General features: G+C 37.4%; 25 protein-coding genes and 1 pseudogene. 8 read left to right on the plus strand and 18 right to left on the minus strand.

The window, feature by feature from the left end:
* Both ACYQ73_RS14675 and ACYQ73_RS14680 read right to left on the minus strand, forming a co-directional pair.
* Positions 1-1089: a tartrate dehydrogenase gene (locus tag ACYQ73_RS14675; protein WP_460013167.1), complete on the minus strand. Its 1089-nt coding sequence runs from the start codon at positions 1087-1089 to the stop codon at positions 1-3.
* Complete coding sequence (locus ACYQ73_RS14680) at positions 1086-2318, minus strand: M20 family metallopeptidase (protein WP_460013168.1); 1233 nt, start codon at positions 2316-2318, stop codon at positions 1086-1088. Before ACYQ73_RS14680 ends, ACYQ73_RS14675 begins: the two co-directional genes overlap by 4 nt.
* Positions 2319-2373: 55 nt before the next feature.
* Between ACYQ73_RS14680 and ACYQ73_RS14685 the strand changes: the two genes are divergently transcribed.
* Entirely contained in the window at positions 2374-2562 is a 189-nt protein-coding gene (locus ACYQ73_RS14685) for a hypothetical protein (RefSeq protein ID WP_460013169.1), read from the plus strand.
* A 797-nt stretch (positions 2563-3359) separates the two neighbouring features.
* Positions 3360-3692 (plus strand): hypothetical protein, encoded by a 333-nt coding sequence (locus ACYQ73_RS14690; protein ID WP_460013170.1) that lies wholly within the window; start codon positions 3360-3362, stop codon positions 3690-3692.
* 138 nt (positions 3693-3830) lie between these two features.
* On the opposite strand, the gene ACYQ73_RS14695 is transcribed toward ACYQ73_RS14690, so the two are convergent.
* The 4 genes from ACYQ73_RS14695 to ACYQ73_RS14710 form a co-directional block, all read right to left on the minus strand.
* Positions 3831-7547, minus strand: coding sequence for a S8 family serine peptidase (locus ACYQ73_RS14695; RefSeq protein WP_460013171.1), 3717 nt, complete (start codon positions 7545-7547; stop codon positions 3831-3833).
* A gap of 443 nt (positions 7548-7990) precedes the next feature.
* Positions 7991-9115 carry a conserved virulence factor C family protein gene (locus ACYQ73_RS14700; RefSeq protein ID WP_460013172.1) on the minus strand — a complete coding sequence of 375 codons (1125 nt, stop codon included), beginning with the start codon at positions 9113-9115 and terminating at the stop codon, positions 7991-7993.
* A gap of 12 nt (positions 9116-9127) precedes the next feature.
* On the minus strand, positions 9128-11014 hold the full coding sequence (locus tag ACYQ73_RS14705) for an ABC-F family ATP-binding cassette domain-containing protein (protein WP_460013173.1): 1887 nt from the start codon (positions 11012-11014) through the stop codon (positions 9128-9130).
* 239 nt (positions 11015-11253) lie between these two features.
* Complete coding sequence (locus tag ACYQ73_RS14710) at positions 11254-12675, minus strand: anion permease (RefSeq protein ID WP_460013174.1); 1422 nt, start codon at positions 12673-12675, stop codon at positions 11254-11256.
* A gap of 604 nt (positions 12676-13279) precedes the next feature.
* Here ACYQ73_RS14710 and ACYQ73_RS14715 point away from each other — a divergent pair.
* Positions 13280-13615, plus strand: a complete 336-nt coding sequence (locus ACYQ73_RS14715) for a 2Fe-2S iron-sulfur cluster-binding protein (protein WP_460013175.1) — start codon at positions 13280-13282, stop codon at positions 13613-13615.
* Positions 13616-13929: 314 nt separating this feature from the next.
* On the opposite strand, the gene gdh is transcribed toward ACYQ73_RS14715, so the two are convergent.
* From gdh to ACYQ73_RS14755, 8 genes and pseudogenes are all read right to left on the minus strand, one after another.
* Positions 13930-14715, minus strand: a complete 786-nt coding sequence (gdh, locus tag ACYQ73_RS14720; protein WP_460013176.1) for a glucose 1-dehydrogenase — start codon at positions 14713-14715, stop codon at positions 13930-13932.
* Positions 14716-15197: 482 nt separating this feature from the next.
* Positions 15198-15797 (minus strand): nitroreductase family protein, encoded by a 600-nt coding sequence (locus tag ACYQ73_RS14725; RefSeq protein ID WP_460013177.1) that lies wholly within the window; start codon positions 15795-15797, stop codon positions 15198-15200.
* 524 nt (positions 15798-16321) lie between these two features.
* Entirely contained in the window at positions 16322-16936 is a 615-nt protein-coding gene (locus ACYQ73_RS14730; protein WP_460013178.1) for an HD domain-containing protein, read from the minus strand.
* Between the two features lie 892 nt (positions 16937-17828).
* A complete protein-coding gene (locus ACYQ73_RS14735) occupies positions 17829-18179 on the minus strand; it encodes an Rpn family recombination-promoting nuclease/putative transposase (protein ID WP_460013179.1) in 351 nt (116 codons plus the stop codon).
* Positions 18166-18903, minus strand: coding sequence for an Rpn family recombination-promoting nuclease/putative transposase (locus ACYQ73_RS14740; RefSeq protein ID WP_460013180.1), 738 nt, complete (start codon positions 18901-18903; stop codon positions 18166-18168). The genes ACYQ73_RS14735 and ACYQ73_RS14740 overlap by 14 nt, the downstream gene beginning before the upstream one ends.
* 31 nt (positions 18904-18934) lie before the next feature.
* Positions 18935-19135, minus strand: coding sequence for a PD-(D/E)XK nuclease family transposase (locus tag ACYQ73_RS14745; RefSeq protein WP_460013181.1), 201 nt, complete (start codon positions 19133-19135; stop codon positions 18935-18937).
* A 303-nt stretch (positions 19136-19438) separates the two neighbouring features.
* Positions 19439-19672, minus strand: a pseudogene (locus ACYQ73_RS14750) (S-methyl thiohydantoin desulfurase domain-containing protein); the annotation flags it as partial.
* A gap of 24 nt (positions 19673-19696) precedes the next feature.
* Positions 19697-19999 (minus strand): hypothetical protein, encoded by a 303-nt coding sequence (locus tag ACYQ73_RS14755; protein ID WP_460013182.1) that lies wholly within the window; start codon positions 19997-19999, stop codon positions 19697-19699.
* Positions 20000-20164: 165 nt separating this feature from the next.
* Between ACYQ73_RS14755 and ACYQ73_RS14760 the strand changes: the two genes are divergently transcribed.
* Positions 20165-20383: a hypothetical protein gene (locus tag ACYQ73_RS14760; protein ID WP_460013183.1), complete on the plus strand. Its 219-nt coding sequence runs from the start codon at positions 20165-20167 to the stop codon at positions 20381-20383.
* 304 nt (positions 20384-20687) lie between these two features.
* Here ACYQ73_RS14760 and ACYQ73_RS14765 read toward each other — a convergent pair whose 3' ends face one another.
* Positions 20688-22367, minus strand: a complete 1680-nt coding sequence (locus ACYQ73_RS14765; protein WP_460013184.1) for a formate--tetrahydrofolate ligase — start codon at positions 22365-22367, stop codon at positions 20688-20690.
* 44 nt (positions 22368-22411) lie between these two features.
* On the opposite strand from ACYQ73_RS14765, the gene ACYQ73_RS14770 reads away from it, so the two are divergent.
* Both ACYQ73_RS14770 and ACYQ73_RS14775 read left to right on the plus strand, forming a co-directional pair.
* A complete protein-coding gene (locus ACYQ73_RS14770) occupies positions 22412-22543 on the plus strand; it encodes a hypothetical protein (protein ID WP_460011308.1) in 132 nt (43 codons plus the stop codon).
* Positions 22544-22824: 281 nt separating this feature from the next.
* Positions 22825-23025 (plus strand): cold-shock protein, encoded by a 201-nt coding sequence (locus ACYQ73_RS14775; RefSeq protein WP_132358884.1) that lies wholly within the window; start codon positions 22825-22827, stop codon positions 23023-23025.
* 91 nt (positions 23026-23116) lie between these two features.
* Here ACYQ73_RS14775 and ACYQ73_RS14780 read toward each other — a convergent pair whose 3' ends face one another.
* Positions 23117-23902, minus strand: coding sequence for a VOC family protein (locus ACYQ73_RS14780; RefSeq protein ID WP_460013185.1), 786 nt, complete (start codon positions 23900-23902; stop codon positions 23117-23119).
* 203 nt (positions 23903-24105) lie between these two features.
* Between ACYQ73_RS14780 and ACYQ73_RS14785 the strand changes: the two genes are divergently transcribed.
* On the plus strand, positions 24106-24594 hold the full coding sequence (locus ACYQ73_RS14785) for a flavin reductase family protein (protein ID WP_460013186.1): 489 nt from the start codon (positions 24106-24108) through the stop codon (positions 24592-24594).
* Positions 24595-24689: 95 nt separating this feature from the next.
* On the plus strand, positions 24690-25289 hold the full coding sequence (locus ACYQ73_RS14790; protein ID WP_460013187.1) for a carbon monoxide dehydrogenase: 600 nt from the start codon (positions 24690-24692) through the stop codon (positions 25287-25289).
* Between the two features lie 71 nt (positions 25290-25360).
* On the opposite strand, the gene ACYQ73_RS14795 is transcribed toward ACYQ73_RS14790, so the two are convergent.
* Together ACYQ73_RS14795 and ACYQ73_RS14800 are read right to left on the minus strand one after the other, a co-directional pair.
* On the minus strand, positions 25361-25516 hold the full coding sequence (locus ACYQ73_RS14795) for a YezD family protein (protein ID WP_460013188.1): 156 nt from the start codon (positions 25514-25516) through the stop codon (positions 25361-25363).
* Positions 25517-25850: 334 nt separating this feature from the next.
* Complete coding sequence (locus ACYQ73_RS14800) at positions 25851-26516, minus strand: phosphopantothenoylcysteine decarboxylase domain-containing protein (RefSeq protein ID WP_460013189.1); 666 nt, start codon at positions 26514-26516, stop codon at positions 25851-25853.
* Positions 26517-26640: the final 124 nt, after the last annotated feature.

Below are 26640 nucleotides of genomic sequence, written 5' to 3' on the forward strand. Positions count from 1 at the left end.
CTATACACCCCTTGCCGTTAAATTCATTTTAATAATCTCCTGACAAATCGCATCACCCATTTGTGCTGTTGTTGCTTGTCCACCAATATCTGCAGTTTTCACAGCACCTTCTCGAAGCACCGTCTCAATCGCACGAACAATTAGCTGTTCTATATCCGGCCTCCCGATATGACCAAGTAACAAAGCAAGTGACCAAATTTGAGCGATTGGGTTTGCTATGCCCTTTCCTGCGATATCTGGTGCTGATCCATGCACAGGCTCAAACATAGATGGGAATTCTTTTTCCGGATTTAAATTAGCTGATGGAGATAACCCAAGCCCCCCTACAATAGCTGACCCTAAATCTGATAAAATATCTCCGAATAAATTAGAGGCAGCTATAACCTGAAAATCTTGCGGTCTCTCTACGAAATAAGCTACTAAAGCATCGATATAGACTGATTCTAACTCTAGTGCTGGCGAGCTTCGTGCTAGAATTCTTTTAGCATGCTCATCCCAGAACTTCATTGAATGGATAATCGCATTCGATTTTGTCGCACTCGTAATTTTGGTTTTGCCATTTTTATAGGCATAATCACAGGCGGCTTGGACAATTTTTTCAATACCGATTCGTGTCATAATCGTATTTTGAATCGTCATTTCCTGCGGTTGATTATGATAAATTCGCCCACCACTATCGGAATACTCCCCCTCTGCATTTTCCCGGAAGATCACAAAATCAATATCCCTTCCGTTAGCAAGCGGTGAGGCTATGCCAGGTAGTGATTTAATCGGACGGAAATTAACATATTGCTGGAAGCTTTTTCGTATCGGCATAATTAATTCCCATACTGTCACATCATCCGGAACACGAGCATCTCCAATAGCCCCGAATAAAATCGCATCGTATTCTTTTAATATGTCTAATGCATTGTCTGGCATCATCCGACCGTGCTTGAGGTAATAATCTGAACTCCAAGGAAAAATTGTTGTTTCTATTTGTAAAGATGAATCATGTTCCTGAAGAGAATTCAGTACTTTTAGTGCTTCCTCCATAACTTCCTTTCCAATGCCATCACCTGGAATGACTGCGATTTTTGTGTAAGTCATTGTGTATCACCTGTTAAAAACTTTATTGCTGCCAAACGGTAAATGGCTGTTGTTTCTGCTAATTCTTCGATATCGACATATTCGTCAATTTGATGAGGAATATCACGATCACCCGCTCCAACGGTAACGATTGGTACTCCATGCACATGAAGGAACGTTCCATCCGTAGCCCCTGGGACACCGTTATATTTCGGCTCTTTTTCCGTTACCTCAGCGACAGCCTCATAAATGGCTTGTACAACAGGATCCTCCTTCGCTGTTGCTGTTGCAGGGCGGTTATCAAGCACTGTTAGCTCAACTTTAAAATCTGGATCAGCTGCTTGCAGATGTTTAATAATGGCATCGATTTTACCGAGAAGCTCATCATGATCCTGTGCAGGTACTGTACGAATATCAAGCGTTGTCATACAATGATCAGGAATGACATTAATTTGCGCATCTCCTTTTACAGGTGCTCGTAAAATCGTTGGTGTAATAGATGGCCAATTAAGCATCGGATCACGCCCTAAACGTGCTTGCTCTTCTTTTTCTAATTTTTCAAGCTCCACAATAAAACGTGCCATGCGCCAGTTCGGATTAATGCCACTCCATGAAATTGCACCGTGCGCCATTTTACCGAAGATATCTACTTTCAAACGAATTGCCCCACGCTGTGCGATACAGACATTGTTTTCCTCTGGCTCACAGATAATCGCCCCATCCACATCATCTGCCCAGCCATTTTTGATAAAGTGTTTAATTCCAAGCATCAATCCTTCTTCATCACATGGAATACATAAAATAATCTTGCCTGTAAATACCTCCTGATCCAGTAACAACGACTGACAAGCTGTAATCATACACGCAAGATTTCCTTTTGTATCATTTGTGCCTCGGCCATACATTCGACCATCAATAATTTCTGCACCGAATGGATCGTACGTCCATGCTTCACGATTTCCTTCCGTAACGACATCTGTGTGTCCTTCAAAGAGTAATGTTTTTCCTGGCTTACCCGAATCAATAATACCAATAACATTCGGCCTGCCTGGCACAACTTCCTCTACATGTGTTTCTATTCCGATATCACGTAAATATTGTGCGACAAAATTCGCGACTTCTTGTTCATTGCCATTTGGATCACCTTCTCGATAAACACTTTCTATTCGTACTAGCTTTTGTGTAAGCTCGATAACAGCTTCCCGGTCGCGCATATAAGTTTCTGTTGTCTTTAAACTTGTTACCGCCATTCAAATGCCTCCTTGTTTATAGAATATTCTAGAGATCCATTATGCCTCGGCATAATTGCGTCCAGAATCGGCTTTGTGCTTAGGCCTGCGTGAGGGCCAACACGATGTTTGTCATTTCGGTAATGCCACAGGAAGTGGCGCTTTTACCGAGGGCCGACACGATGTCGGTCATTTCGGTAATGCCTCAGGACGTGGCGCTTTTACCGATGCAGGTCAGTTAGCCGTTATCGCATGGATGCGATGATTTTAGGCTAACATCCTTTTAAAACTCCTTTCCGATTCCGTGACATCCGCCGGAGGTTTGGGCCAACATGATGTTTTTTGTGCGAAAGCGTAGTGCTAACGTAGCGGCAGCAACGTGTTTTTATCTGTGCGAAAGCGAAGCGACAGCAACACAACATGATGTTGGTCACTCAGTCGTTGCCACAGGACGTGGCGTTCTTAGACCGAGTTCCTCTTTTAGCAGGTGTTTGGACACCTGCTAAAAGAAGTTAAATCATTTTAACATTGTCCTATTAGACAAGTATTAGACACTTTGTTAATAATACATAGAATGCTATTAACGTTTTGTTTAGTAGTAAAAAGTTAGAAAACAACAAAATTATCTATCTTATGTTGTTTTTCGATAATAAAAGATTGGATTTTTACCATAATGTGGGATTGGTTTTCGTTTCTCAAGGCGCTTTCTTGAGGCGTCTGATCTTCACCACAATCAACTTATTCGCATGACATAGGTTTTATCAAAATGTCATCTCATTTTTAGGTGATAAAAAAATAAATAGCATTAGTTTTAAGCTATTTTCGAAAAGAAATAAAGAATGCGAAAATGAACAAGGATACAGCTATATTTGACTCAATAATAAGTAATGATACAAAATCGTTAGTGGAACATTTACAAACATGAATACGAGAAAATGAAGGGGACACTTTTGCTGCCAATTGAGAATAAACCGTCATTATTCAGCCAGTTGAATAAACGATGGAATCGAAAAAAATGGCTGCTTATTTCAGGAGCGATTTTAACGACGACTGTAATAAACTTTGCATTATTACACAAAGCCAATTCCTTACCAAGCAAATTTATTTAAAATTGAAGAAACAGCAGATGGAACGCTTATCTTTAATTATTTTGGAGAAAGTCAATCAATTGCTAACTCTCCAACTAGAGATAACTTAATAAAATCGGACGGTAAGGTTTCCAAAGTTTCTGATCAATTTACTTTGCCAGACAGTCAATACACAGACGCTACCTATTATGGAGAATTTGAATTTGACCTTGACAAAATAACGAAAGAAAAAAAGCAAACATGGGAAGAGCTTCTACAACAAATGACGTTAATTTGGGAGAGAAAAAGAGGAACTGATTTGTATTAAATATGGCAAGAAAATCAGAAAGAATATGTCACAGTTAGTTTAGTAGGTGATAATATTTTTAAAGGGATTGCTTTATAATAAAAACCAAAAAGAGAAATTGCGCCGTGCAATTTCTCTTTTTGCTTGAACTGAAATTAATTATAACTCATACTCGATAACTTCATTATTATTTTTATTACCATTGCCGTTGCCATTACCATTACCGTTGCCATTGCCATTGCCATTGCCGTTACCATTATCATTCCCTGGCTTTACAACCAATACATCAAATGTTAGTGTGTGCTCACCATACGTTACCGTAATCGTCGTATTACCTTGACCTTTTCCTTTTACAGCCCCAGCTTTTACAGTAGCTATTTTATCATTCGCTACTTCGTAGGTTACAAGCTTTGTAACATCTTTTTCTGTTGTTTTACCATCAAAAGTAGTTACTTCAGTAATCTTAACTGTAACTTCTTTACCTATTCTAGTTTCAACCTGAGCTTGGTCAATTTCTAGTGTTACTATTGGTTCTTTTACAACAGGTGCTTTAACTGTAACATTTATAGTAACTTCATTATTACCATATGAAATAGTAATTGCAGTCGTCCCCTCACCTACTGCAGTTACTAATCCATTTACTATTGTTGCAACTTTTTCATCTCCAACAACATAAGTAGCTTTTGAAGTTACGTCTTCCTCTGTTGCATTACCTTTTGCAGGCGTTGACGTTTCTGTTACCGTAAGTTGTGCAGTTTCTCCAGCTGTTAGGTCTAGCTTAGTTGGATTTACAGAAAGTGATATTGCTGGTTCTACCACTTCTTTTTCATAAATCATTGCTTCACCAACATTCCCTGCAGCGTCTTTAATTATTACTGATACAGCATTAGTTTCTGCTGTTACTGGGAATGTGAAGCTACCGTCTTGATTTAATTCAAAAGCAACTGGTGCTTGTACTTTGCCATTTACCGTCGAAACATAGGAAGCTTTTAATTTATCATTTAAATTGTAATCTAAACCGTATAAATATAACTCTTCATTGTAGTCGATATACTTATCTGTTACCTGTCCTGTAGCGACACCTTTAGCTACTGAACCAGTAATTTCTGGTTTAGTCGTTTTCACGACAATAGGTCCAACATAATCGGAAACTACACCAGATGCTGCAAGACCGGTGAAGTCAATTGTATACAGACCATCTGGAATCGTTGTGGCAGGTTTTGTTCCCCATGGTTTGTACTGCCCACCAACATTCAGCGTGTAAGAGCCTTTTGCTAGCGCAGTACCTGCATGTAGATAACCAATGTAGCCGTCTCCATATTCTCCACCTTCAGGATTCATAATATCCCAAAGCTCGATATAGTTAGTTGTTACATCTCCAGTTAATGTGAATGAAAGTACAGCTGAGTCTTTCACGTCATCTCCGTTAAAGGATAGGTCTGTTTCTGTAATTTTAAAATCTTTAATTTCAGTTACTGCCGCGCCGCCAAAGTCAGCTGCGAATGGCAATGAAATTTCTGTATCTCCACCGCTGATGTAAATATACCCTAGTATTTCAGAGCCTTTTGGTGCCGTAGCTTGTGAAGCAGTTAATGTAATATTTAAAACTTGCTCACCAACTAGATTAAATGTCGGCTGATCTACTGTAACAGTTGCATCACCAAATGTTTTTGTCACATCAATTGATACGTTATAATTGCCGCCGTTCCCTTTAATATCTTTTACTAAAACTTGTTTCGTTACAGAAATATCCCGGTCTTTAAGTGATTGTGGACCGAAAGTAACTGTACCTTTCAAGTTTTCTGTCACTGCACCAGTTCCATCTAAAATTGCGCTATCAAGTGCATAGGCAAGAATTTCCGGATGAGCTGCTGCATAAGCATTTACACGCCCTGCACCCTGAGAAAACACATCGTATTTTGTTTTATCTAAAACCTTCGCTGTATTAGAAAGCGCCACTTTTACATCGAATGCGTTCCAATCAGGATTTGCTTGTTTAACTAATGCAGCAATACCTGCAATATGCGGTGTTGCCATTGAAGTTCCTGTTTTACGACCATACGCTTCCCCATAATCTGCATCAGGGAAATCTTTTTTATACATTGGAATCGTTGACATAATATTTGTTCCAGGTGCACTTACATCTGGTTTAATATCAAAATTTGGTGTAGATGGTCCACGTGAACTTGAAGAGTTTACATCATCCCCCAGTGTCTTTGTGGAAGCAAATTTACTAAAGCTTACTTTTCCGGTCCCGCCTGCTAATGCCGCGCGAATTGCATCGCCATCCGTTTGGGACATATCAAATGTTGGTAGAAAATCAAATGAATCACCAAGGAATGTGCCTGAAATGTTCGGTGCATTCGTTCCACCAGCAAAGTTATGAATAATTGTTGCGACTGCTCCATTTGCCTTTGCATTCGCAATTTTATCAACGAATGCGATACTGCCACGAGAAATCAATGCCACTTTACCTTTTACATTAATTCCTTCAAAGTCTTTTACTTCCCCGTTTCCAGGAACAGCAACTAGGTCAAATTCTCCTTGAAGCTGTGTTGCTAAATTTTTTGCAAAAGTCGTTCCCATTAATGGAAGTTGTTTCGTTAAGTTGTAGTTTCCAACTGTAACATTCACTTCCCCGTTATACATTGTTTCAGGATTTGATGTGTTACCAACAGCAATTCCTAAACGAGCGGTTGCAGGCGTGCCCATTGTTCCGCGATTTGGACCCTCGTTCCCTGTTGCAATTACTCCGATTGTTCCAGCCATCATTGCATTATTAATAGCAAATGAACCAGCATCCGTTTCAGAGTTAGCCCCCCCGCCAAGTGAAAGGTTGATAACGTCCATTTTTTCTATTACAGCAGTTTCAATTGCTTTAATAATACCAGATGTAGCTCCACTTCCGTATGCCCCAAGAACACGGTAAGCATAAAGGTCTACTTTGGGAGCAATTCCTTTAATACCGAATTCGTTAGCTCCGATTGCTGCAATTGTTCCAGCAACATGTGTACCGTGAGAAGTATAGAACGAGCTTCCCTTTTCATTAAATTCAGGTGTCCCAACTGGACGCTCCGAAGGCAATGTTTCCGATGCATCGTTATCTGCCCGAGGCTTCGTGTAAGTTGCTGAATATGGAATGAAGTTTTTCCCACCTTTGTAAACCCCAGCAAACTCAGGGTGATCTGCATCAATACCAGTATCTAATACTGCTACTTTTATTCCTTGTCCTTCAATTCCTTCCTTCCAAAGCTGTTCGATGCCAAGGAAAGAATTACTTGTATTCATTTGAGCTTCTAATGGATCTTCCTTAATAAGTTCCGATGATTTCATCGTATTATCTTCTGATGCGAAAACAATTGCATCAGGTTCGATTAATGTAATTCCTTCTACTGTAAGCAATTTCGGGAGATCATTTGCTTTCACAGTTGCCGCAAAACCGTTTAAAACAGTATCAAATGTGTATCCTTGAGTCATCTGTACTTTTTTAGTAGCTAGCTCTTTTTTAACTTTTGCTTGTTGTGCTTTTACATTTGAACGAACTTCATTTGCTCGGGCATTAGAGAATTTTTGGCCTTTGACTTGGCTCATTCCTTGCTCTAGTGCCACAGGCTTTTCAGATAAATGAATGATGACTGCAACATCTTGATTGCCTGATACATTTTGCAAGCTTTCGTGAAGAGTTGGACCATCTTTAGACAAACTTAGCTGTTCAGCAATAGCCGCCTTTAGTTGAATGGTACTTTCACTTTGACTATCCTGCTTGAATGGTTTCGATTCTTCAGCACTCGCACTCGACAATGGAACCACTAGAGAAAGCACCATAAAGAAAGCTAAAATACTACTTAAGAACTTCGTAAACTTAAACTCTTTCAAATCTCGTTTCCCCCTCCGCCTTTAATTGTCACATTTTTCAGTTTAATGTGATATTTCCAATCTATCACAAGGGAATTGATTCGAATATCTTAATGTTTGAATATTCTAAAATATTGATAATTAGTATTAGTTTATCAAATATAGATTAAATCTATCTTCCTAATAATTTAATAAAAAAGTAGAACTTTCAAATGAGAAACGACTTACAGTATTTCATTAATTTTTTCAATTAATCCTATCAAGATTGCAGGTGTAGGTACAGTCGGTGGTGTAGTTGCTTATAGAAAATGAGGTGGGCAGTAAGGGGAGTGAAATTTAGGGGGGATATTTACTTTTCAGAAAAAGCAACAATAAAAGAAAACCAGCGTCTCTGTTGAACTACATTCAGAGAGCTGGTTTATTTCTTTTATCCACATTATCGGGTCACTGATTCAAGTTTCTCATTATTGCTGGCGAGATTCCGTCATTTGCTTCCAAACAGAACCTTTTGCTTCCTCACCCTGTTCGATGCGGGCAATCGCCATTTTTACTTGTAGCTTCACTTCAAACTCTTTATCATCTGCAGTAGCCTTTAGTGCTGCTAATGAGTTCTCAGTGCCGACCTCATATAAGTACATAGCTGCACGCCAACGAACAAGTTTGTTTTTATCCTGTAATGCTTGTTGCATCGCGTCTTCAAATTCCACGAAGCCGAGGTCACTCATACAATCTCCTGCAGTTCGACGGACCGCCGCACTTTTGTCCTGTAATGCCTTTTCCAAATATGAAACAACTGCCACATCTTCAATCATCCCTAAATAAACGGTTGCTAGTCGACGGATAGACATTTGCTCATCTTGTAACGCCAAATCTAAAAGCGGTAAATCATCTAGCTCTGGATCTGCCATTTGGTCAAGCAATTGGAAACGTTTTTCCCATTCTGGTTGCTTAAACTGTTCAACAGTAATTTTTAGTTTAGCTGGCTTTTTAATAGTTTTCTCAGAATCATTAATCGTTGCAACAATTTCCGCTATACGTTCCTCAGAATATGTCACATCGATTTCTTGTTTTACGGCTTCCGCAATTTCCTCAAGCTCTCCATAACGTACGCCATAGTCGATCCATTTACGTTGGAAAATATAATTTTCATCAACTGCTGTCTCAAGAATTTTATTGAAAGCTTCCTCAAAGCGCTCACCACAGCTTACACGGTGCTCACGTTGATTATCAAATACCTTTACTTGAAGTGGTACTTGCTTATAAAATTGCACATGAACGTACACTTCACCATAAAATTCATTGGCTACTTGTTCTTTGTTTACTTCCTGTACGTCTTCACCTAACACTTGGCGAATGCTTGCTAAAATACCTTCCCATGCATACTTTGCGTTACGCTCAACAGCGAAGAAATCTGCTACATGATAAACACCTTTAACACCTTCGATTGCTAAAATCGCTGCTGTTTCACCAGTTGCTTCATCTTTATTATCCTTTGTAAAATTATAGCTTTTGCCAAAAGGTAACTCTGTATCAACGACAATCTTCATAGAATTAGGACTTGGTGTCGGTTCAATTGTAATAATCTTCATGTCTATCGCTCCTTATCCATTTACGATTTCATCTAAATATGACCATCTTTCAATAAGGTGTTCATATAGTGCATTTAGCTCATCTAGCTTCGCCGTTAATTCTTGTAGCTTTGTAAAATCAGCACCAGCGTTGGCGATACCTTCTTCTGTCTCCATAATCGCTGTTTCCGTCTTTTCTATTTCATCAGCAATCGTTTCCCATTCTTTCTGCTCTTTAAAGGATAACTTTTTCTTGTCCGATTTAGGCTTTTCGGTCTTAGGTTTTTCGACCTTTGGCGACTCTACCTTAACAGCGGTTTCCTGTTCACGCTTTTGTAAATATTCACTGTAAATATCAAGCGTCTCATCAACATGCCCAAGACCATCTAAAATCCATAGCTTTTTCGCAATTCGATCTAAGAAAAAGCGATCGTGGGATATAGTGATAACAACTCCTGGGAAATGCTCAATGAAATCTTCGAGCACACCTAATGTTTCAATATCCAAATCATTTGTAGGCTCATCTAGTAACAGTACGTTTGGTTGCTCCATTAATAATCGTAATAAATGGAGACGTTTACGCTCGCCACCCGATAATTTACCGATAGGTGTACCGTGTGCATGAAGTGGGAATAAGAAACGCTCCAGCATTTGAGCAGCTGAATAACGTACACCCTCAGCATCTGTTATATCATTGGAAGCTTCTCGGATATATTCAATCATCCGCTCATTTTCATTCATTTTCGGTAAAGTTTGTTTAAAATGCGCTAACTTCACTGTCGAACCAACAAGAATTTCACCAACATCAGGTGTAAGCTCTCCTGATAACATGTTCAATAATGTTGATTTTCCTACACCATTTGCTCCGATAATTCCAATACGATCGCCCTGTTGCAGTAAAAATGAAAAGTTTTCGAGGATTTTTTGATTACCAAAAGCCTTTGAAATATTTTCAGCTTCTAATACCTTTCGACCAAGACGAGTTGTTGCAAGGCCAATTTCAAGAGAAATATCCTCAGATTTACGCTCTAAGTTATCCTCTAACTGCTCGAAGCGCTGGATACGTGCCTTTTGCTTCGTAGAACGCGCTTTCGCTCCACGACGAATCCATTTTAATTCTGAGCGATAGCGGTTGCGGTCTTTTTGTGCGGAAGCTGCTTTCATTTCCTCACGAATAGCACGTGCTTCTAAATAATCCCCATAATTCCCAGTATGTCGGTATAAAGTTTGATCAGCTAGCTCGTAAATATGAGTAGACAGCTCATCTAAGAAGTAACGATCATGGGTAATAAATATTACTGCTCCCTTTAAACGTAACACCATTTCCTGTAGCCACTCTGTAGACTGCACATCTAAATGGTTGGTAGGCTCGTCCAATAAATATAAATCTGCCGGCTCAATTAATACTTTAGCTAAAGCAACGCGCTTTTGCTGACCGCCTGACAGTGTTAAAACTTCTTTATCAAACATTTCAATACCAAGCTTCGTAAGCGCCGTCTTAGCAAGTGCATTGACATCCCATGCCTGCTCCTCATCCATACGATGCTGCAAGCTAAATAACGTTTTTTGTAAACTTTCCGAGGTCGGATTTAATGCAAGCTCAGCAACCGTTTCCTCATATTCACGATTAAGTTTTAATATAGGTGAATCCCCTGCAAACACTGCTTGTAACACAGTTTCGCCACTATTAAAAGTAGGCTCCTGTGGTAAATATGCAACACGATATTTATTTGGGCGGTCAACTTCCATTGAATCCGCTTCAATTTCACCAGCTAAAATAGAAAGCAATGTGGATTTACCAGTACCATTAATACCAATTAGCCCAGCGCGCTCCCCTTCATAAATCGTAAATTCAATATTTTGAAAGAGCGTTTTATCGCCCACTGTTTTCGTTAAATTTTGTACAATTAAATGACTCATTACACTTGTCCATCTCTTTCATTAGGTGTTGTTTAGTGTCCATACTACTTTTATATGTAGTTTATTATTGATATCCATTTTTATCATAACACCAAATGACAGGTAAACAAAGGACAACAACCTCTTCTTACCTATATAAAAAAACGCCTCTCCATTAACTCCAAATGAAGAAGCGTTTAAAATTTCAAAAAAATATCCGGATAGAAATATGATCTATCCGGATACAGAAGCTAATTATTTCACCAATAACCTAGAAGCTTCCACCATAGTCCTCCTACTATAACAAATATCAGGATGGTAACTACGGAAACTACAAATCCAACTGTCCACCATTTCTTTTGGTCAATATAGCCTGCACCAAAGAAGACCGGTGCTGGACCAGAACCATAATGAGTAGTGGCGCCAAATAAATTACTAAATGCCGCTAATAATATAGCTGCCAACATGGCAGGTGCTCCCGCTTGCAACATAACAGATAAAAATGCTGCATACATCGCACTAATATGTGCAGTGGAACTCGCAAAGAAATAATGAGAATAGAAATAGACTAAAGCTAATATGACAACCGCCCATATCCAGCTATATCCAGATACAAGTCCACCAACTTCATTACTAAACCACGGAATCAACCCTAGTTTGTTCATAAAAGATGCCATCATAAATAGCGTTGCAAACCAAATTAGTGTATCCCATGCTCCTTCTTCCTTTTTGATATCTGCCCATGTTAATACATCTAACAATAACAGCAATGAAAGACCTATAAGAGCTGCTGTAGTAGCACTAATGCCTAAGTAGTCTCCGCCAATCCATAACGATAACACAACAACAAATACTACAATCATTCGTTTTTCAGAACTTTTCAGTGGACCAAATTCATCCAGTTTCTGTTTAGCGATTGCTGCTGCCTCAGGCGTTTCCTTGATTTCAGGCGGATAAATTTTATAAATAACATAAGGAACAACGATTAAAGCTGTTAACCCCGGGACAATCATTGCCATTGCCCAACCAAACCAAGTAATTGTTACTCCAGCTGAATCACTTGCTAGCTTTACAATTAAAGGATTCGCTGCCATAGCTGTCATAAACATAGCAGACGTGATTAAATTCCCTTGAAAGCCTACCTTCAATAGAAAGGCACCCATCTTACGCTCTGTCCCGTCTTCTGGTTTAGATCCGAAAGTATGAGATAATGACTGGATAATCGGGAATATAACACCACCTGCACGAGCTGTATTACTAGGAATAGCCGGCGCCAATAATAGGTCACTCGCTAGTAAAGAGTAAGACAGACTCAAGGTTTTTTTCCCAAAAAGACGAACAAATACATAGGCAATTCGTTCCCCTAGTCCCGTTTTAATAAATCCACGAGAAATAAAGAAGGCAATAACAATTAGCCAAATCGTTGAATTACCAAAACCGCTTAATGTCTCTTCAATCGTTAATGTATTTGTTATGGCAATCATAGCCATAGCAATAAATGATACTGCTCCCATTGGTAACGGTTTCGTTATAAATCCTATAATGGTCGCAACAAAAATAGCGAACAGATGCCACGCTTTTTCATCTACTCCTGTAGGCACTGGACAAAACCAGATAGCCACGCCAACAGCAAGGGATATGAAGAAAGGAATCCATTTGACTGCGCTTTTTGCTTCTTTCATGATGTTAAAACTCCTTTGACAGTTACCCCAATGTATTTAAAAGGAGATTTCTCCCACGATCTAATAGGTGAATGAAAAATAGACCTAATTCAAGATCTCCTTTGTCGAAAAAACATAAGTAATTATATATGCTTTATGTAATGAATGAAAAGACTTTTAACTCATTACTAAAAAAAAAATGATCTTGATTCAGAAATATTTCCTTTTTTGTTAATATTATTGGTAAAAAGATACTTTTTCATATTAATTTATTGAGATTAGCATGTACAAGATCCATTGAAAAGATACACACAGCGTGCGTTTAAATTAGCTTATATGTCGAGAATCAATCCTCTTACATTTCATACAGTAAAAAAGTGAAATCATCTCACATTCTGTCTTGCAAATACAATGTAATAATCTTACAAAGTTCAATTATCCCTCTTTCAAGCTCTTGATGATCTGGATAGGGATAACTAATTCTCATATGATGATATCGGGGTTCTCCTGTATAACATGCAGAGCTTGGTAAAAAGAAATATTGTATGAGAATAGTTATATCAATACACACTGATAGTAACAGTTACTGCGTTATAACCCCATTAATTGAAAGGAGTATTCATAGATGCCACTTGTCACCGTATTTGGAGGAAAAACCTTTGAAGTAGAGGAAGGAAAAAAATTAGTATTAGCTCTTGAAGATAATAATATAAACATTTTTCATCAGTGTGGTGGAATAGCAAAATGTACAACTTGTAGAGTGGAGGTATTAGCTGGTGAATATAAGGATATTTCAAAAATAGAAAAACACGCCTTCTCAATAAAAAATATTGATGAGAATCTATATGAAGATTGTTTGCGGCTATCTTGCCAAATTCGTGTAATAGGAGACATTACAGTTCGGCCTATTTTAACCTCGGAAAATACCCAGGGCGATAGAGGTCCAAGACCAGCAAATTAACCAAGTATCGATTAATAATTTTAACTTAAAAAGATGTGATAAAAAGTTCCTTAGTCTTTCAGATTTATTTTATCTATAACCTAAAGAAATTGGAAAACGCGGTCTTAAAGGAGATCCGCGTTTTTTAATAATGGCTAAATTATTTTTTCTGTATATGTAAAATAAAGAAAGGCATTGGAAGGGGTTAAATGTCTGTTAGGTTCCAATGCCAGTTTTTATTTATGCTATTTTTAATTAAATAAACAAACGCATCAATGAAGTATTATAAGAATTTAACCGCTTTGAATAGGGAAGATAACCCCATTTTCCATTACTTACCCACGACCTGCTTGGAAAGAAGGGTATAAGGTCATTCCGCCGTCAGCAAATAAAGTGATTCCTGTTACATAACTAGCTTGGGATGAAGCAAGCCATGCTGCTGTTGCTGCAATCTCCTCTGGTTTTCCGATATAACCCATCGGAACCATACTTTCAACATCTGCACGCTTTTCGGGATCAGCAAATTTCTCAGCATTAATAGGTGTATTGATCGCACCAGGCCCAATATTATTGACACGAATTCCTTTTGGAGCATATTCTAATGCTAATGTTTGTGTCATCAGTTTAATGCCTCCTTTGCTAGCTGCATAGTGAACAAACAAAGGCCACGGAATAACTTCGTGAACACTGGACATATTGATCACTGTACCTTTAATATCATGTTCGACGAAGTACTTAATCGCTTCTCTACTTCCTAAAAATGCACCTGTTAAATTCGTATTGATTACTTTATTCCAATCTTCAAGCGGCATTTCATGTGAGGGTACTGGATTTTCTATTCCAGCGTTATTAATCATCACATCTAGGGTTCCAAACTTATTTACAGCAGTCTGGACGAGGTTGATGACATCCCCTTCAACTGACACATCGCCTTTTACAGCGATCGCTTCCCCACCTGCTTTTTTCACCCCTTCAACAACAGCATTTGCCTCTTTTTCATTTGAGCGAAAATTAACGATAACTTTTGCTTTCTCCTCGCCAAAGCGTAATGCCATCGCTTTTCCTAATCCTGTTGAAGCACCTGTAATAACAATAACTTTTCCTTCCAAATCTGGATACATACAAAGCCTTCCTCCTTATACTTTCGCCATTCCTACCATCAATCCAGCAGCCACAATAAAAATAATCCCCATAAAAATTGCTATTGTTTTTCTCATTTATGATAAAAAAATTCGGCCCATATGTGTTTCCAACTACTTAAAACATAATAGTAATATGGAACGAAGGAAAACTTTTATACCATTGATATAAAAAAACGTTACTTTAAATTAAAGAAGAATCCCTTCAACACAGATTCTTTTTACATTTTTCGGGTATTTTAACGTATTGCAAAATGATGCATAAGAGGTACCGTCAGGAAAATGCGAATTTACAACACTAAGCCCATTTCCAAGAGGATTCCCACGTTTTTAACAACGCTAAGAAATCCGGATTAAAACAAACAACCAGTCGCCGGCTCAATACCGTCAACTGGCTTTTCTTATAGTCTTAAAAATGACACTCAGTGCCGTACTGCTTGGTATATCGTATACATAGCAGATAATTACTTGTAAAATTTCATCCGATCTTCAAGTGGTTGGAATTCTTTTTCGCCTGGTGTTACCGTTGGATTGCCAAAGGGCATTTGCGCAATTAGCTTCCAATTATCAGGGATATTCCATTCTTTTTTCACTTCATTATCAATTAGTGGATTATAATGTTGTAAAGAAGCTCCTAATCCCTCTGCTTCCAATGCTGCCCACACAACTAATTGGTGCATACCTGATGCTTGATTTGACCAAATTGGAAAGTTCTCAGCATATGAAGCAAATTGCTCTTGAAGCGATTTAACTACCGCTTCATCTTCTAAGAATAATACTGTACCATAACCTGCTTTAAAGGAATCCATTTTTTGTTGAGTTCCTGAAAAATCTCTATCTCCAACTACTTTTTTTAATACTTCAGTTGTGATGTCCCACAATTTATTATGTGCCTCACCTGATAATACAACAATACGTGCAGTTTGAGAGTTGAATGCTGACGGAGTATATTTCACAGCAAATTCTACAATTTCTTTAATTCTTTCATCAGATATTTTTACCTCTTTATTAATTCCGTAGTAAGTACGTCTTTCTTTTAGTGTAGTGTAAAAATCTTTTGTCATCATTTTCTTCCTCCTAATTTACTGAAATTTTTCATCTGTCGTTTAAAGGATTTTTAATGGCTGTTTTATTTCCTAAGACCTAGCCCAATTACAACAGGAACACCTGTCCATAATGAGCACTGCCATTCATAATTTCTTTAATCCTTTCGACTTTGTTCGCTACTTCTACTATTTTAAATTAAACTAATTATAATATTATGATAAAAATATGTTATCCAAACAAACGAAAGAGTATTCAAAAATGAAAAATGTCTTATATGTTTAAAAAATTCCCAAGTTTATTGCACAACGCTATCCTACTTACAATTTTCCGAGCTATAGGGTGTGATGATGCAACGGCCTTTTTTATTTAGTATAGATAACCTATTTTTCACACATTAATATTTGAGTATATCGCACGTAAAAAAATATACTGACATGTTTTTTTATTTATCTCCTTCCGAAGTAAATGAATCAACATTATTCACCCTAAAAAATCCGTTGTCTATTGAAATAGACAACGGATTTTTTAGTAGCATGAGGTATTACTCACCTATTTCATTTTGTAATTGCTCTAAAAACTGTACCATAAATTGATGGCGCTCTTTAGCCATTTGCTTACCCTTCTCGGTAATCATTAAATCCTTCAGCAATAATAGCTTCTCATAAAAATGGGTAACTGAGGATGTATTTTTATTGCGATACTCCTCCTCTGTCATATCATTACGTGCATCCTCTTCCTTATCATAAAGCTTTCGACCCTTAGCTCCACCATAAGCAAATGTTCGCGCAATTCCGATTGCTCCAATCGCATCTAAACGATCTGCATCTCGTACTATTTTTGCTTCCAGAGAAGTTACTTCTAGCTCATTGCCACCATTAAACGATACTTGTGCAATGCAATCTCGAATATGTTGCTTCTTCTCCTCGCTTAAAGACAGCTCGGCAATTAGCTTATTCTCTTGCTCCTTACTATCGGTATACTTTTTATCACTAACATCATGCAACAGCACAGCAATTTCCACGACCTCGGCATCGGCTTCTGGTTCTGTTTGTAATATCGTTAACGCATTTTGATACACACGTTCAATATGTTGAAAATCATGACTAGCATCAAATTGCTCGTAAATCCCTCGTACTTTGTCCATTAAATTATTCATATTCTTAGTTCAGTCCCTTCATCTTTTATTATACGGTATTACTTAGAATAGTTGGTAATTAAGTAACCTCTAGGCTTAACAAAAAAAATCAATTTGGGAAGTTGATTTCAATTGACTAATTTTTCTGAACATTGTATGATAAATGTACAGAACAACTATTTTTGTTCTGTAGGTTCACTATTTCAGTGATGTACAAGAACTATGTTTTAACAGATTAAACAACTTCAGCGGGCTTTAAAATTGAATACTGTGTTGAAAGATGACGTGCGTATAGTGAAAACCAATCATCTAAACAAATAAAAGTGAACACTTTCCCTTAGAAATTCTTTGTTTTAACCCGCATAGTGAATGTACATGTCGAGATAAGTGAACAAATAATTATCTTATTTTCACGACCAAGAAAGCTTTGAGCATATGTCGCAAGCGTGTGATATTTTTATCATTAATCGATGTTACCTTCTTCTATTCATTATCTTGAATATGTGTGAACGTAACTCCTCCCATTAATGGCAAATAGCATACCAATTTCTTGCCATTTTGCGAAAAGTCTAATCATCAGAGTCGTGCTAACAAAACTAGAGAATTCTTTTTTAGGCAACAATTTTTCCGATTTAAGCCGTAAATGAAGTATTAAGTTATGAAGGAAGTAGGAACGATAGTTATGTTACGTAATACCAACCCGCTGAAGAAACAATAAAAGCTGCCCATCTTAATTATTGTAGATGATGGCAGCTTTTATTGTTTCTTCAATTTCCATTTTAAAGACATATATCTCCTATCTCCCTTTTCCTTGCTACTTGTTATCCCTTATTCCCCTTCTATGACATTCCTAAGGAAGAAATTCTGAACACGGGAGATTTTAGGTTCATGACAAGCTTTGTTAACCTTTTCGTTATTTGTCTTCACGCCTTTGAATTAGCCCTTCTTTGATTTCTTCAATGCGCTCCACAGATAAATCTGTTATTTTATGAATAAAATCAATATCCATGCCATTCGCTAAAAGTTTGTTAGCCGTTTCTTCTTTCACTTCTAATTTTCCTTTCCTTTTTCCTTCTTCTCTACTTTTTTCTATTCCTTTTTCTATTCCCAGTTGCTCTGCCATATACTTCACATCCTCTAACTTCGCCGCTTCATCGAGGATATACTTTAAGCGTGATAGATAAGCAATTACTTCTTCCTGTGATAAACTTAGCTCTTCCCAAACAGCGATAGCCTTGTCAACCTTTTCGTTATTTATCTTCACGTCTTTGAATCAGCCTTTCTTTGATTTCTTCAATACGCTCCGTAGATAAGCCTGTTATTTTACAAATAAAATCAATATCCATGCCATTCGCTAAAAGTTTATTAGCGGTTTCTTCTTTTTCTTTTTCGATACCTTTTTCGATTCCCAGTTGCTCTGCCATATGCTTTACATCCTCCAACTTTGCCTCTTCATCAAGGATATACTTTAAGCGAGATTGATAAGCTATAACATCTTCTTGTGATAAACTTAGCTCTTCCCAAACATTAAATGCCTGTAATAAATGTTCATCCTTCATCGCTAGTTCCTCCATTTCACGATAAATTTTTTTATAGACCTTTTTCTTTCGTGCATCGACCATTCCTAATAACAATAACCAACGTGCTAAAATATCATCCAGTGGCTTAAGAACTCCCCTATGCCATTGTTCAAGGAATTTATTCATTTCAATAAAGTGCACTTCCAAAGCATCATTCTGTATAACTAATCGCTTTAATGTTTTATCCTCATATAAATGGAAGGTACTGTGATAATATGCACTTTGAGGAAACAATGTGAAATTACATATATTAATAGTAATCGTCGGTAGCAGGTTATGATACCCCATGCCCCTTTGTAATTGTGATGTATAAAGTTGAGCCCAGTAAAATAATGTACGCTTAAACATATCATGTTGATTAGACAATTGAATTTCAATATTAATCATTTGCTGATCCTGTGTTTTCACAATAATATCTAATCTTGACTGCTTATCATCCTTATATTCGCCACCAAACTTCTTGTTTCATAAAAGCCACTTCTTGGATGGTATTTCGACCAGTTCGATTTAAAATCGCATTAAGAAAAACAATGGTTATATGTTTACTTTTTTCACTACCAAACATTTGCTTAAATGCATAGTCTACTTTCAAATCCATCAATTTAGTTAACGGAATCCTACGTAATGCCTTTTCACTCACAACTATCACCTCCTTTTGTTCAACCAATTATGCCTCCGGCGGATGTTTGGACACACACTGAAAGAAGTTAAAAGTTCGATCATAATTTTTTATATTTAATATAATTTTAACATGCTTCATTAATAGGTCCAACTTCAAACATGTTCATACACAATGCTACTGTCGAAGTATAAATTTTATTTAGGAAAAAGGAACAAAAAGGTATGAAACACCAACCTCTGAAGAAAAGGTAAAAGCTGTCCAACATACCTATTGTAGATGAAGACAGCTTTTATTATTTTATTCGCGTACAACAGCTATTTTTTATAGAACAGTTCCAATAACCTCCTCAATTTCCTGCAACAATGCCTGATTTTTCATTGTCTTGCTCAAATTTAAATGACGCTGATCAACTTGAATAACAGCAACATGCATTCCTTCTCTAACGCTTGCACTTGGGACAGGAATCATTTTGTCCACATCGAAAGTCATGATAAGATCCGGAAATTTGGATTGTATATTCCCCTCTTTCGATAAAGTCATATACTCGTTCCAGAAAGTTAATTGAAAATCCTCAACAGGTCAACCGATGAATGACATTTCCCAATTTTTCTTCGATTGTTTGCCCATGCAGGAAGCTATTGCCGAGCTCGATTGCCTCTGAAATTGCATTCGGGGCTCCTGGTCTTTTAAATAGCTAATAGTTACAGGGTTGCGCGTTACCCCTACCATTCCTCCAGCTAAAATAGAAGCATGGCGAACGGTTTTTGCTGTGTTTTTTAAATCACCCTCAACAAAACCTTGAATAGCAAGATCATTTTTTCCACCCGCGTAAAATTGAATAGATTTATAATCTTTTAGTTCATGTAAATTTAAAGAACCCATAATTCCAGTTGGATGGGACCAAGTATTCCTTCACATAAAAGGAACTCTGTTACTTTATACAGAACACACAAAAAAAGACCCTCGTCATACACCAGAGTCCCAAACAAACTAAAGAGCCTACATAATGAAACTAGCCAACTCATATCCTCTTATGAGGAGATGATTATGTTAAAAAATCTATTAGAAAATACAAGCCTTTTAGAAAACGTATATGAACTATCTATTGCCGTTCTACTTCTATGTTCTGTTTTTTCCATTAGACTTCTTAAAAAGTTAAAACGAGAAAGAAAGCTTTCTGCCTTTGAATTGACAATAGATATAATCATTCGAGTTGCCTTTTTTTTATGGTTAGCTAGTTTTTTGCTTATTCAATATGGAACCTAACTACTTTGAACGTTCTAAGTTAAAAAGCTACCCTTTATATAACTCAAAAGGTGCAGCTTTGTTATATGTTTATTCATTTTTATAAATTAGAATAACGATCATCAAAATTCTTCTTACATTCTAAGATGCGAAGAGAAACAGTTATTCAAACATTTAAATTTAGATATACATTCTTTTATGGAAAATCGTTCTCACTATTTTTTTATAAGAGTATCAAATAGGCTTTTTGCCAGATTGTATTTAGATCGAATAAAAAAGCCGCCCTTTAAAGGACAGCTTTAACGTTAAATATTTTTTGTATCAATTAGAACAATCCTACCGCATGTCCTTCATTATCAACATCCATACGCAAAGCGGCTGGTGCTTTTGGTAAACCTGGCATTGTCATAATATCCCCTGTTAAGCAAACTAAGAAGCCTGCACCAAGTTTTGGAATGACTTCGCGAATAGTGATTGTAAAGCCTTCTGGACGACCTAAAAGACTTGGTTGGTCTGATAAAGAATATTGTGTTTTCGCCATACAAATCGGCAGAGAGTCCCAGCCAAATTTTTCGATTTGAGCAATTTGCTTTTTCGCTTGGTCGGTAAATTGCACATCTTTCCCACCATAAACTTTTTGCACAATTGTACGTACTTTTTCCTCAATAGATTCTGTTACGTCATATAAAGGTGAGAAATTGTTTTCTTCATTAAGAACAGCTAGCACTTGTTCAGCTAAGCCTAGACCACCTTTTCCGCCTTCCTCCCAGACATTTGTACGTGCGATACGAACATGATTTTTTTGGCACCAATTCAGGACTGCTTCTAACTCAGTCTCTGTGTCCGTAATAAAACGATTTAAAGCGATAATCGGCTCAACGCCAAATGTACGAATCGTCTCAACGTGTTTGGCTAAATTTTCGATTCCTTGTAAAAGGGCCTCTACATTTTCGCCAACTAGTTCTGTTTTCGCTACACCGCCGTGCATTTTTAATGCACGAATTGTAGCTACGATTACAACTGCACTTGGTTTAAAGCCCGCTTTACGCGCTTTAATATTCATGAATTTTTCAGCGCCTAAATCTGAACCAAAGCCCGCTTCTGTCACAACGATATCTGCCAGCTTACGAGCTGTTTGTGTCGCCATAATCGAGTTACAGCCGTGTGCGATGTTGGCAAATGGTCCACCGTGTATAATGGCAGGTGTCCCTTCTAGCGTTTGCACTAAGTTTGGTTTGAGGGCATCTTTTAATAATAATGTTAAGGCCCCTTCTACTTGAAGATCACGCACGAATACAGGCTCACGGTCAAATGTATATCCGATTACGATACTTGCTAAACGCTCACGTAAATCTTCAATACTTGTAGCTAAACAGAAAACTGCCATTATTTCTGATGCAACAGTAATGTCAAAGCCGTCCTCACGTGGCATCCCTTGAACAGGACCACCGAGACCCACAACAACTTTACGAAGGGCGCGATCATTTAAATCCATTACACGCTTCCAAATTATACGGCGAGGGTCAATGTTTAAAGCATTTCCTTGATGGATATGATTATCAATAAAGGCTGATAATGCATTATTTGCAGTCGTAATCGCGTGAAGGTCACCAGTGAAATGCAAGTTAATATCTTCCATCGGCACAACCTGTGCATATCCACCACCTGTTGCTCCACCTTTTACACCCATTACAGGGCCGAGTGATGGCTCACGTAAAGCAACAACAACATTTTTATTTAATTGATGAAGTGCATCAGCAAGCCCAACCGTTACAGTTGATTTCCCTTCACCCGCTGGAGTTGGACTAATAGCTGTTACCAATACAACCTTTGCATCCTCACCATGTGCTGTTATTTTTAATGGATCAATTTTTGCTTTGTAGCGACCATACTGTTCAAGTGAATCCTCTGGAATACCTGCTGCTTTCGCTATTTCAGTAATAGGTTGCATAATCGCTTGATTAGCAATTTCTAGATCTGTTAATGATTGTTTTTTCGTTGTCATTTGGCATCCTACTTTCTATGTCGATCAATTATGCCTCGGCATAATTGCGTCCGGAATCGGCTTTGTGCTTAGGCCTGCACGAGGGCCGACACGATGTCGGTCATTTCGGTAATGCCACAGGACGTGGCGTTTTTACCGATGCAGGTCAGTTAGCCGTTATCGCATGGATGCGATGATTTTAGGCTAACATCTTCTAAGAATTCCTTTCCGATTCTGTGACATCCGCCGGAGGCCATAACTTCTTTCAGCAGAAATTTGCTGAAAGAAGTTAATTCCATTATAGACTTTATCGTGAAAAAAATCATAGTAAGTTATTCAAGTATTTCGACAATCAATTGACAACATTGCTCAATTCATGTATGTTCTAAATGAAAATGCATTTTTTCACATTTTCACAATTTATGTCACAACTTAATTGATTTTATTCTACATTCAAGCGCATGGGAGGCGAATGCTTATGCAACAGGGAATCGTAAAGTGGTTCAATAATGAAAAAGGTTATGGCTTTATTGAATGTGATGATGGAGAAGATGTATTTGTACATTTTACGGGAATCCAAGAGGAAGGCTTCCGTACACTTGAAGAAGGTCAAAAGGTATCATTTGAAGTGGTGGAAGGCAATCGAGGGCCACAGGCGTCAAATGTTGTGAAAGTATAAACTCAAAGGAGCTGTTCGATAGATGAACGGCTCCTTTTCTCAAATGCTCCTAATTGTGTTAGCGCTGCTTTATCTTCTAAACACTATAACTTCAGCGATTGATCCAATAAAAAGCTCCGGGAAAAACTAGCGTTTCCTTCGTTCTGTCAGTATCCATAAGTGTAACCCCAAACGCCCCTTCATTTAAATGACCTAGTGTCATAGTAGCTGCAGCGACTTCGTCATAAAAATCCAGGCGAATATTTGGTAAACGTAAGGAGATAAACTGTTCTTGTTGTTCAGGCTCAGGTAGTTGTAATACTTCCCTCCATAAATTCACTGTTGCTTGCACATCTTTCACATAAAATTGAACAGATTCCATCGATATTGTTTGATTCGTATCAATGGCTCCATTTGCTTTTAATTGTGCAACACGTTCCTCATCTGTATCAGTCCACTCAATCAAAAATGGAAAATCAATTGCCTGGTCTGGCTTCCCAAAATGCAATAGCTTCCATTCTACTACAGAGCCATCTGGTCTTGTACGACTACAAGCATCAGGTCCATACACTTCAAATCCAAGTGCACGTAAACGTTGTGCCTCTTCTTCAATATTTTTTGTACGTAATGCAATTCTTGAAAAACCATAGCGCTCGTTAGCACTTTTAAACGTATAATGTAAGGAATAAGGTAATTTCACTGCATTTTCAAATAAATTACGATCATAAATTGCTATTTGCTCAATATAGTTTAATCCAAAGTAGCTTAACGTATTGTATGTCCCCCACATTGTATGTTGACCACCGTTAACTGTATGGATATTACGTTTATTTAAGAAAACCTTTGTATTTTCTGGTGATTGAACTTGATGAACTAGATGGTCAAAATATAAAGTCATGACTGAACCCCCTTTTTTCTCTATTATATACTTTACCTGTCAGTTTTGTTGGTTTAAAATAAAATTTAGAATATTATAATTATTAGAACTTACTATATTTTATGATATCTCTTTTAAAATGCTCGGCAACAAAAGAATTTCGATGCTAGTAGTTCATCAAAAAAGATTTTTTATTTTCGTAAATCAATGAAGAGGTGATTAGAATGACAGACAAAGTAGCTGCTTTTAAACTAGCATTAGGTAATTATCCAACAGGTGTTACGGTTGTCACCGCTTGTAATGACGTAGGTGAACCGATTGGCTTAACTGTCAATTCCTTTTCGTCAGTTTCCATAGATCCACTCCTTATTTTATGGTCGCTCGATAAAAAATCACAGCTACATCCATATTTTACAGTGGCTCAAAAGTTTGCTGTCAATATTTTAGCGAGCAATCAAGAACACTTATGTACGCTATTTTCAAGTAAAATCCCAGATCGTTTCGCCCAGGCTAAATGGTCAACTTCTGCTTTAGGTCTACCGGTTTTACATGATACTGCTGCCATTTTACAATGCAAAACATCTCAGCAAATCGATGCTGGAGATCATACGATATTTATCGGGCAGGTCCTAGAAATTGAGAATGCACAGAAGGAACCCTTACTATATCATCGCAGACATATTGGAGAAATCCCGAATAGTTTTTATGAATAGGCTATTGCCAGAAGAATATACGCAAAACCAGGATGATTCATCGTAATCATCCTGGTTTTTGACGTATTTTTCTGCTCTTTATCGAAATAATAAGCTTGATTGATGAAAAAGTAATTGATGGGGGTGTATTACAAATGTTTAAAAAAGTTCTATACATGATGCCTATTATTTTTTTATTTTCGGCAAATGAATGGGTAACTGCAAATTTCCAAACCTCCCCCCCTTCATTTGAGGAAAAATTCGCTGAAGGTGGATATAAATCCGCGGAAGAGTCCGTTAAAGAATTTGAAAATCGTTGTAAATGTAAGGTAAAGTTACCTCAAATTACGCCACCGATTTCCTTCACACATCAATTTGGGAAATTTTACGAAGATAAAAAATTTAACATGAATGATGCTTTAAGTATCATGTTTGTTAATAACGAAATAAAAGAAAATATTTATAAAATTGAGATTCGATCAATAGAGAACAAAATAAACTTCAAAGACAAATTGAACTTTAAAGGTAAAGAGTTTACTCTTCAAGATGGTACAAAAGCGATTTATTTTGAAGACCAACTATTTAACTTTTTTGTCTTTGAAAAAAACAATTTGCAATATTTACTAGGTATTTATAAAGAGACCACTAACACTGATACACCTCACACATTAGTTAAAATAGCTAACTCTATAAATAACCTAGCTAAGGATAGTTAGTTCAGCATTGTCTAAACATAAAATGGCCACACCTAAACGAAGGAAATAATTTTTGTGGCCTCCAATACAGTTTACTTTTTCTGTGGAAATCTTTGCTTTTCAAGTCTGTTAATTTGCACAATGACACCATCTTGAATCGTAATTTGTACTTCTCCAAACTCCAAATTTTGAATCGCCTTTGCAATTGCCTCTAGTTTTTTGTCATCTACCTTTGCCTGTTGAGTCATCCGATACACCCCTTCTTTTAACATATTTTGAAGCCAACACGTCAATCATAGCCCACTTTTCCCTTAGATAGCTCTGTTGGATTTGACCTACAATTTTTGTTATCAAGCTTCTTTTTAGGCCAAGTTGTCGGTATTTCGTTTCTTGCAAATAATTCTATAATTCAGAAAACCTATTGTCAATATAAATATTACAAAACTTAGTTGTTTACTAAGGAATAAAGAAATATGAAGTATGTCTATAGTTATGCCAGTAAGTATCACTTTAGACTTCACGAGGCAAAAATAAAAACTGCGCAGATCAATTAGCCTCTACACAGTTTTTGTTTTAATCATTTTATAAAAGATCCATTAATGCTTTCGCTGTCTTTTGCTTGCCCATAACCTTTATCGGTTCACCTTTAGCCGGTACAATCCAGTGTGGCTCATCTCCACCATATAAAGATTGTGAGCTATTAGCTACCATAAACTGAGCGTTGGCTGTTTCCATCCGTAGATGTGCGCGGGACAGTAAAAATTCCTCATCATCTGTTGCCTCAAGTTTAAAGCCTACTAATGTAACTTTTGGCTGCCACCCTTTAATTTGACCTAATACTTTAGGCGCCTTTTTAAAGTGAATGATAGGTGGCTCGTCAGATGGCATTTTACCTGATTCCTCTATTAAATTCCCCGATTGGTCATACACTTTGTCAATGAGCCAATCAGAACCTGCAGCTGCCATAATCACGATATCCACATGCTCTTCCTGAACAGCATGTCGAACTTTCTCACCTAAATCTTCAATACCTTCAAATCGAATGGTACGCATTTTATCTTTATTCGTAGGAAGCTGAGCGAAATAACCATGCATGTACAATACGTTTGCCCCAGCCTCTAGTGCCGCTTCAGCTAAATAACAGCCCATCGACCCTTTCGATAAATTCGTATGCCCACGCACACGATCCCATTTTTCAAGTGTTCCCCCACTTGTAATGAGTACGGTCTTACCTCGTAATGTCCCCATACACTCACCTTTTTTCTAATCAATTTCGCCTTGGCGTAATTGTAGCTGTCGCTTTGCTTTCGCTACAAAAACATTTGCTGAATGAAAATAAATATACAAATACTATTTTAACGTAATGCTATGT

The sequence above is a fragment of the Lysinibacillus sp. CTST325 genome (assembly GCF_054665055.1).